Raw genomic sequence first — 8,451 nt, 5'->3', positions numbered from 1 at the left:
CAGCAGCAGTCAAGCTGTCTTTAGTTTTATCACTTAAATCAATTGCATAATCAGTTACATTGCCGCCTTTGTCTGTACCGCCAACCGTTACAGCATCAGAACCCGCTGAAGCAGTCGTACCTTTTGCGTTAACTGTATATGTATTTTGACCTGTCGCTGCATCCGTTACTTTATCTACGCTTGCAACGTTGGTACCTGCTGCAACGACTGTTTTTGAAGCAGAAATTGCTTCAGAAATATTTTTATAATTAAAACTATCTACTACAAACGGACCTGTAATATTTCCATTTGAATCTAGCTTGACATCTCCACCAATAATATTTTTTGTACTATTAGCAACGTTTCCTAAAACACTATTAGTTGCATAAAGTTGACTCCCATTAATGGCATCAGTACTTTTATCAGATATCTCACCAGCACCAACATTCTTAATTTGACGTTCTTTCCCTAAAGCCCCCACAGAAACCTGCATGCCAACATCAGTTACTTGCCCAGCAAAATCACCATAAGTTAAATTATTTAATGTAGTAGAAACCTGTTCAGTTGCATCACTGTCCGTTGTCGCGTAAGCGCCTAAAGCAATAGAGTTTTCTTTACTTGATGATGCACCAAAACCAACAGCAGTTGATAATCTACCAAGCGCATTTGCATAAGAACCAGTAGCAGTAGCATATTCCCCTTCGGCTTCTGCTGCAGTACCTATAGCACTAGACATAGCGCCAGCAGCGTTAGCATACCAACCTAAAGCCATAGCACCTTCAGCGATCGCTTTAGATAAATGTCCGGCAGCAATAGCCTTATCACCTGTCGCTTCTACAGTATCACCGATACCAATTGCTCCACCTCCTGTCGCATTAACACCTGTACCCAAAGCAAGCGATTGTTGTCCAGCCGTACTATTATGACCAACAACAATTGCTGTTTCACCTGCAGTGGTATTATTATTACCCACTACAAGCGTATTAGTATGTTCAACAGTATTTTCATTCCCTACCACGCGGACACTAGCAATCTTACCAACGATTTGGTTGTTATTACCAAATACGCCACTTTCTGTTGCATCAATTGTGCCATTGTTATTACCTAAACTATATGTTCCTGAACCAGTAATTATGGTTGGATCACCAATTGCACCAGAACCAATACCAGTAACAATATTACCTGTACCAATACTAATCGAATTTTGGCCTGTGGCTTGTGCCGTAGTACCTATCGCTATAGCATTATTACCGCCAGATTGAGCACCATCACCAACTGCGACACTGGAAAGCCCACTAGAAACCGAACTAGTGCCAACAACTACAGATCGTTCTCCCTGAGCTTCAGCTGATGCTCCTAATGCGACTGAACTCACGCCTATACCTTTAGTAAGTGATCCGATTGCAACGGCATACTCCCCACTCTCAGTCGCAGTACCCACAGCTACTGAATTTGTACCAACGGCTTGTGATTGAAACCCCCCAGCAAAAGAACTTTGCCCAACTGCTTCTGTATATGCACCAACAGCGGTAGAAGCAATACCAGTAGCCTTAGCAGTATCACCGCCAGCAAAAGCTGAACTTTCACTAGCCTCTGCATTCACCCCAACTGCTGTACTATATACTTTTGTTGCTTGAGCTGAACTACCTAAAGCTAATGCATCAGAAGCTGTAGCATCTGCTGAAGTGCCGATTGCAACTGAATTACTACCACTCGCAGTTGTACCCGTATTATTCCAATCTCTTCCCGTTCCAGTTGAACTCCCAATTGCAACTGAGCCAGTACCAGACGCAACACTCGAATGCCCGACTGCTGTAGATCTTGCCCCTGTTGCTGAGCTAACAGTCCCTAATGATAAAGAATAATCACCTTTAGCTGCAGCTTCACGTCCAATTGCAATTGAAGCATTGCCTGTCGTATATGATTTATTACCTATAGCAACATTGTTATTTCCATTTGCATATGAATTAGATCCAATTACAACTTGAGCACCTAGGTTAATACCATCCTGTACAGCAGAAGTAGCACCATCAATTGTTGCTGTAGCATTTCCACCAATAACAACAGATCCCCTGCTCAGAGATTTAGCATTATCACCAATTGCTATAGCACTTCCTGCAGCTACTTGACTTTGCATAAACAACGGTACATTAGGATTGTTCCAATACAATATTTCTAAGGAAGTATTTCCATCATAGACTACGCCATTGTCATGACTGACCAAACCTGTTCCAGAACCTGTTGTTGTAATTTTTTTGGCAGCAAATGTCTGAGATGCACCACCAATACATACAGCTAGCATGCTAATTTTAAAAAGCTTTGACAGCAAACTTTCATTATTAATCGAATTATAGTTTTCACTAGCATTCTTTACGGCTTTTGTTTTTTTTCCTGCTTTTCCTAGTTCTGAAACCGCCACCCAAACCCCTAAAGAGGCATTCCATACAACTCTATAGATTTTATTCATATCAAGACCCAAACCGTTAATTTATGTGATAAATATCTCATTTTGACAGAGCATAAATGCAAAACATATCACATTTTATTAAAAAATAAATGTGCATAACACACATATATTACACATAAATGTGTGTTATGCACATTTATTTTTGTTTCAAAATTTATCTTTTTGATTACTAATAATTTTTTTATTGATATAATCAAAAAACTAAGTAATAAAAAATATTATTAAGTTTGCTTAAGTAATACACAAAATAACTTTTTGGAATGATTTTTTGATTTATACTATTGCTTAAGACCAGATGTAGAAATTAAACTACTGAATTATATAGTTTTTTTTGAAAGAGTTTTTTATGCCAGATTCATTATTGCCAATTTCAGAAATTGCAAAAAAAAATGTTTCTAAAGTTATGCACCCTCTGGTATCTTGGCTAATTAGCTCAGGTGTAGGATTTAGTGAATTCTCGCAAGCTTTAAAAATAATCTTTCTAAAACAGTCACTCGTTGAGTTAGAGAAACTGGATAAAAAATTAACTGATTCGTCTATAAGCTTACTCTCAGGCTTAAATAGGAGAGATGTAAGTGAACTAAAAAGTAATCTTCAAAATGATACTGCTATTCAAACTTCTTCAAATATTAGTGCGCGTGTAGTTACATTATGGATTCAAAAAGAATGGCCAAAACAAATTCCTATTACGGGGGAAGGAATAAGTTTTGAGAATTTGGCAAAAGAAATTTCACAAGATAAACATCCTAGAGCCATTATTTTTGAATTAGATCGTCTTGGGCTTATCACTGAAGTTGCAAATACAATAATTCTACATACTGAATCTTTTACCCCTTCTAATAGCTCTTCATATAGCCAAAAATTACTTGCTCAATCTGCTTCAGATCATATTTCATCAGGCTTATCAAATATTTTAATCTCTCCGAACATGTTTCTTGAACAAAATATAAATGCAGATGAATTAACGGAGGAATCAGTTCAAATATTAAAAAATTATACCCATGTTATATGGAAAGAAATGTCAAAAAAATTAGTGGATAAAGCTTTAGAATGCTCACAAAATGATGAGGGAAAATTAAATGCAAAATACCGCTTTAGTATGGGTATATATCAGTTTGATGAATTGTTAAAAAAAGATAATCCTGAAAAATAGATACCTAACACGTTATTAATAAAGTATATTAAATAATAAATTTTTCACATAAAAAGGATATTCATAGTGAACAAACCTTTTTTTTATTTAATATCAGTTTTTCTTATTAGTGCTTGTGGGGATGATTTAGGTTCATTAAACACTGGCGGTGTATCTTTAGGCGGTACCGGTTTGCCTACTGCCGGCGGAGGTAATATTCCACCGTTAACTACTGATGAAGAAACTAATGACTATATTATTTGGACAAAAGGTGTATACACACAGGTTTGTGAAAACTTAACAATCTCATCATATTTTCAAAACAGTGAGACAAATGAAGCTATTTTGAAAGATGGACATGGTACTTTTCTAATAGATACTAATGAAAAACCCACTTCAAATTTAACACTTGTTCTTACTGTTAAAAATAATAATCTTTATCCTATTTATGAGTATAGATATAAATGTGAACCACCTGTAATTCTGAGAGATCAAAATCAAAACATTTATGAACCAATAGAAGATCCTCAATGTTCTAATACTTCGGATGAATATCAGATACTTATGCCTTCTGATACATGGAATTATACTTTAAAATATAATATTCCTAAATATACTCAAGCATGGAATATGAAGTATGATAAAGAGTTCTCTATTAACCAATATTCACCTATTAATCAAAGATTAAAATGCTCTACCTTTAGTCTAAATTTTTTAGTTGAAAAAATGTAAGAGTAAATTTATCAAATAGAATCAATACTCTAGTTATGGCTATCTTATAGAGATGGCCATAAGCTTACCGTGTATCACATATACTTAAATAAAAATAGATAAATGATAACGTTACAGTATTTCATTACAAATTCGTTAATTTTTGTAATATTCAACAAAAAAATCAAAAGGTATGGAGGTGGTGGCAATTGAACTCACCAAAAATCTCTAATGAAATCTGGGCATTAAAAGAATTCAAGCCCTAAATTTTCACCCCAATTTACCCCATTTTCTTTCCCCAACAACGACTACTTTATTAATTAAAATGTTTGAAACAGAAAACTACTATCACGTCGATTATTTAGGTGAAGCAGGAATCATTGAGACATGTCTCTTTAGCCTACATAATTTAGTCCAAACTAAAGCAGACATATTTTACGCTCTATTGCTTACCAGTGAATGATCTCATGCTTTTATTCTCAAAGATTAAACTGAAAGCTATTAAGTTATTCGTACAGGTTTTACATCCAGGTATTTTGGAGAAGGACCTAAAGGCCTAGCAAAAGCACTAGCACATTTAAACAAACATCAAATTGAAACGGCTTTGTTGCACAAAGATTTCATAACTATATGATTTTAAAAGTTTTGATTATTTTTTGATCCAAAATTAAATTTATTTAAATCAGATGCTTACATATTTATGCAACAAAGCCAATTGAAACTGAAGAAATTCTATTATCGACGAAGCTTCTCAATAGATTGAATAGCTCATCATTGAGTGATCTGGACATTGATTTTATTTATCAACAAAAAATCATTCTCCCTATTCGTCTACATGATTATATTTACCCCTTCGAAAATGAAGTAGCCCACTCTGTCAAGTCAAAGCGTTACTACCCTTGAGAACTGCCCTACTCGATTATTGATGACAGAAAACCTTGCCTTACTCTTTAAACAAGATCCCGACTCTGCTTTAACGATAGCATATAAACGTCTTGAAGATATTGTTCGTACACGTACTAGTATTCATGAGCATAGCACCAAACTATTTGCTCAAGCCTTTCAAGGTGAAAATCCCCTTATCACTTGGGATGTACCAGACAGTGCAGAGATCAAAGGTCGAGTAAATTTATTCACGGGTGCATATATGGCTTTTCGGAATGCTCGTGCCCATCGAGAAAAGGATGAAAACTTAATTCATCAGTACCGAGAGTTTTTATTAATTAATGAGTTATATTCACTTGAAGCAGAAGCAAAGCATAAAATTTAGTCTTTAATTATTGAATAATTCCATAGATAATATCCTGAGTGAAGCCACCATATATCAGTTTACCAATATTAAAAGTTTTTTTAGATTTTCAAAAATTTGTGCAATCACTGCCTCTTGAGGTTGTTGCCAAAGATCACTCAATTTTTTGATAACAGGTATAACTGAAGCTGGTTGGATAGGTTGATTTTTATTAGTAATAAAAGGGCCATCCGTTTCAGTTAATATTCTATCCTTAGGGATTTGACTAATGAGCGATCTACCTCTATCGCTTGATAGCATTCTCTGATTAATTGAAAACCAACACCCTCTATCAATCGCTCTTTTTAAATCTTTTTCACTACCTGTATACCAATGTAAAACAGGGACACCATTATGAAAGTAAGCCTCTAATCCATCTAAAGTTGCTTCGATGGCATTAAGGCTATGGATAGTTAATATTTTGGGTGACGAACAATTAGCTTTTTGCAATATATGTTTAAAAACTTTACTTTGTATATTTTGATGAGCTTTCAGTGTTGATGAACCATCCAAACCAATTTCACCTATATACTTTGTTTCATTGATTAGTAAATCAAATAAATCTAACTCTTCATAGCGCTCATGTGCTATTTGAGGATGGAGACCAAGGGCGGTCTGAATTCTTTTATTATTTTCAGCTAACTTCTTTGTACCAAACCAAGCTTTTGGTGTAGTTGTCACAGACAAAATATAATTTGACTCCCCACAAGCTGAGACAACAGCTTGTGGATTATCATATAAGTCTAAATGGCAATGGAAATCGATCAACGGAAACATCAAATATTTACACCTAGATTCGCTTTTTTTAAATACTGCTCTACTTCCGTAAAACCCCTTAAAACAGTATCAATGATTTGCTGACGTTCCATACGTTCTGTTGGTAAAAATCCAGATTTTGCAACCCACAAATTTGTGTTTCCAGTATTTTTAATTTTGCTTATCGCCATAACCATAGACATTAGGTCATCTCTCTGCTTATCTCGTTTAATCACATCATTTAAAACAAAATATTGATAAGCTGTTAAATCTTGAAATTGAGATGCATTAAATGAGGCACGCCTAATCAAACAAGGTAAGCACTTACCACATTGAACTCCTGACCTCTTCCATTTCCCACAGGAAACTGTATCAGTAGCAACCTTTTTCAATAACTTTTGATCTTTACATTCGAGCATCATTTCTCCTTTAGTCTTGAACTGATAAGGATTTAATAACTCTACTGGCAAACCTATACTTGAAAAAAGTTCATTTATTTTTTTTAGAAAGTATGGATGTGTTGTTCGAGTACTTAATGAACCTATTCGCCGAGGAGTAAGTGGAGGGTTAATAGAAATGAGGCCATTTTCAGGAATGTAAAGTGGTATTATCTTATCCGAATGATGGTTTTTACTCAAAGCAGTAGCAATTAAAGCTCCAAAGGCAATAAAGTTAAAACTGCGAGTTCTCATTTGAACATCCGCAGGAATTTCTTTAACTTTCCGAGGATTTGCAACGACTTGAAATCTAGCATTAGTAAGTTTAAGCGTACTATAGACACCATCTTGCTTTTGCCTATCTTTCGGATATGCATGGCTAACTAAAACTGAATTCTTACCTGAATTCTTTAAATCAATTGCGCCAATTGTACTATCTAACCCTCCTGAAAATAAGCAAACAGAATCATGATTCTTTATGAAAATCTTCCTAGCTTTAAGACCCGTCATCATTTTTGGAATTTTAAAGTCGCTTTGCCTAAATTCAAAATCCCATAAATCTCCACTTAAAAAATGCAGAGTTTCCTTTAATAGTTTTTTTTGCTTATCCCAAAGACTAGGATTTAACATTGGAAGATTGATCTTGAATTGGCGACACCATGCATCTTCTGCTCGACTATCCCTCTCAACAAAAGTATCAGCAGCTGTTACCGCTAAAGATAACATCATTAAATCGAATGCTGTTTCATCAGCTTCTTCTTGAAGTCGTCTAAATTCCTTTAGCGCAGCTCCACCAATACTATTATATTTTCCAGAAACAGCTGACTTTCCAAACATCAAAACAGGTAATAATCGATCTGACAAGGGAGGTAACTTCGTACTATCGGTTTCAAAATAAAGCTCAATCATTTAAATAATCTTCCCATTCACCCCAAATATCTTCTAATGCTTTCATTTGTATATTTTCGATATCTTTTCTTGTTAATGAATTCGCACCATTTTTTAATTGCTTACTCATATGCTTATCCACTGAAGAATTTATTAAGGAACGTAGATCCTGCTCAAGACTAGCAACATTCTCAGGCGTATCAGCTTTATCAAAAGCAGCTCTTGAATCTAAGACGATTTGTTGAAATAAATACTGCTCTGTGTAATTCAACATTAAATCAATAATCATATCGCTAGAAATTTGGTTGAAATCGAATTCATCTATACCATCCAAACATTCGGCTAAAGCTTGATTCAAACTTGCTCTGATTCGCTCAGAGTCTCCATCAATAACTAAAAGGTTTTCTATAATTTGATCAATGACAATATCAATAGGTTTACCATTTAGATCTGATATTTTCAGGTCTAAATAGTCATTTCCAGCTTGAATATTCTGGAGTAAATCAAATAAACCTCCACCAGTTGCAATAAGTTTTTGGTAGCGTTTAGGACCTACCTTTTTTCCACCAGTTGCATTCTTAGCATAATGACCAATCGCTTTTCTTAAGTTTGTACCACTTGAACCCGATGGTTTATTCGCAGCCTTCCCTAAATACGCTCTAAATTCACCTAGTGTATTATCTATTCCACATGCAATTGATCCTCCCCCCTCATTTGCCCAAGATGGCACTAATGGAGTCTTTCCATTTGGCCCCTTGCTTGAAGTTGATGTCCCCATAATCCTTCCTTTTAA

Annotated in this window: 5 protein-coding genes and 4 pseudogenes; 4 read left to right on the top strand and 5 right to left on the bottom strand. The window is 35.1% G+C overall.

All coding sequences use genetic code 11. The features are described from left to right. Together FTV50_RS14620 and FTV50_RS16880 are read right to left on the bottom strand one after the other, a co-directional pair. Positions 1-2,281: pseudogene (locus FTV50_RS14620) on the bottom strand (hypothetical protein); the annotation flags it as partial. A gap of 69 nt (positions 2,282-2,350) precedes the next feature. Continuing rightward, positions 2,351-2,446: pseudogene (locus FTV50_RS16880) on the bottom strand (ESPR domain-containing protein); the annotation flags it as partial. A 346-nt stretch (positions 2,447-2,792) separates the two neighbouring features. Between FTV50_RS16880 and FTV50_RS14615 the strand changes: the two are divergent. The 4 genes and pseudogenes from FTV50_RS14615 to FTV50_RS14605 form a co-directional block, all read left to right on the top strand. Then, positions 2,793-3,599 carry a DUF6502 family protein gene (locus tag FTV50_RS14615; RefSeq protein WP_180024867.1) on the top strand — a complete coding sequence of 269 codons (807 nt, stop codon included), beginning with the start codon at positions 2,793-2,795 and terminating at the stop codon, positions 3,597-3,599. Between the two features lie 66 nt (positions 3,600-3,665). Beyond that, a complete protein-coding gene (locus FTV50_RS14610; protein ID WP_180024866.1) occupies positions 3,666-4,310 on the top strand; it encodes a hypothetical protein in 645 nt (214 codons plus the stop codon). A 304-nt stretch (positions 4,311-4,614) separates the two neighbouring features. Beyond that, positions 4,615-4,884 (top strand): annotated as a pseudogene (locus FTV50_RS16790) (TIGR02391 family protein); the annotation flags it as partial. A gap of 122 nt (positions 4,885-5,006) precedes the next feature. Further along, positions 5,007-5,559: pseudogene (locus FTV50_RS14605) on the top strand (TIGR02391 family protein); the annotation flags it as partial. 54 nt (positions 5,560-5,613) lie between these two features. Here FTV50_RS14605 and qatD read toward each other — a convergent pair. From qatD to FTV50_RS14590, 3 genes are read right to left on the bottom strand one after another with little or no spacing between them, the layout of a single operon-like run. Continuing rightward, a complete protein-coding gene (gene qatD, locus FTV50_RS14600) occupies positions 5,614-6,354 on the bottom strand; it encodes a Qat anti-phage system TatD family nuclease QatD (protein WP_180024865.1) in 741 nt (246 codons plus the stop codon). Beyond that, positions 6,354-7,679, bottom strand: coding sequence for a Qat anti-phage system QueC-like protein QatC (gene qatC, locus FTV50_RS14595; RefSeq protein WP_180024864.1), 1,326 nt, complete (start codon positions 7,677-7,679; stop codon positions 6,354-6,356). Before qatC ends, qatD begins: the two co-directional genes overlap by 1 nt. Further along, on the bottom strand, positions 7,672-8,436 hold the full coding sequence (locus FTV50_RS14590; RefSeq protein ID WP_180024863.1) for a hypothetical protein: 765 nt from the start codon (positions 8,434-8,436) through the stop codon (positions 7,672-7,674). Before FTV50_RS14590 ends, qatC begins: the two co-directional genes overlap by 8 nt. Between the last annotated feature and the right edge of the window lie 15 nt (positions 8,437-8,451).

The sequence above is a fragment of the Acinetobacter sp. YH1901134 genome (assembly GCF_013416965.1).
GTDB classification, from domain to species: domain Bacteria; phylum Pseudomonadota; class Gammaproteobacteria; order Pseudomonadales; family Moraxellaceae; genus Acinetobacter; species Acinetobacter amyesii.
This window is presented reverse-complemented; position numbering and strand designations above follow the sequence as displayed.

Bases quoted from the DNA above. Each gene is read 5' to 3' on its own strand.
- qatC (WP_180024864.1), bottom strand. From the start codon at position 7,679: ATGATTGAGCTTTATTTTGAAACCGATAGTACGAAGTTACCTCCCTTG.
- qatD (WP_180024865.1), bottom strand. From the start codon at position 6,354: ATGTTTCCGTTGATCGATTTCCATTGCCATTTAGACTTATATGATAAT.
- FTV50_RS14590 (WP_180024863.1), bottom strand. From the start codon at position 8,436: ATGGGGACATCAACTTCAAGCAAGGGGCCAAATGGAAAGACTCCATTA.
- FTV50_RS14615 (WP_180024867.1), top strand. From the start codon at position 2,793: ATGCCAGATTCATTATTGCCAATTTCAGAAATTGCAAAAAAAAATGTT.